Annotated in this window: 1 protein-coding gene; it reads left to right on the top strand. The window is 63.9% G+C overall.

The window, feature by feature from the left end; translation table 11 throughout:
• Positions 1 to 380, top strand: a 380-nt coding sequence (locus tag AC0L21_RS38085; protein WP_473267157.1) for a VCBS domain-containing protein, incomplete at both ends; no start/stop codon positions are given.

The following is a 380-nucleotide window of genomic DNA, read 5'->3' on the forward strand; positions in this document are numbered from 1 at the left end:
ATTTCCAGACGCCTGCCTCCCTCGCCGGCAGCTACGGCACGTTCACCTTCGATCCTGCCAGCGGCGAATGGAGCTACACCCTCAATAACGCCGCCGCCAAAGTCCAGGCGCTTGCTGGCGGCGAGGTCGTCCACGACACGCTCACGGTGAAATCGGCTGACGGCACCGCTTCGCAGTTGATCGATGTCACCATCGCCGGCAGCAACGATGCCGCGGTGATCTCGGGAACAGCTATTGGCGCGGTGAAGGAAGACGGCAAGTTGACTGCGGGCGGCACGCTCACGGTCCAGGATGTCGACACGAGCCAGGACCATTTCCAGACGCCTGCCTCCCTCGCCGGCAGCTACGGCACGTTCACCTTCGATCCTGCCAGCGGCGAA

It is taken from the genome of Bradyrhizobium sp. WSM4873 (assembly GCF_055811355.1).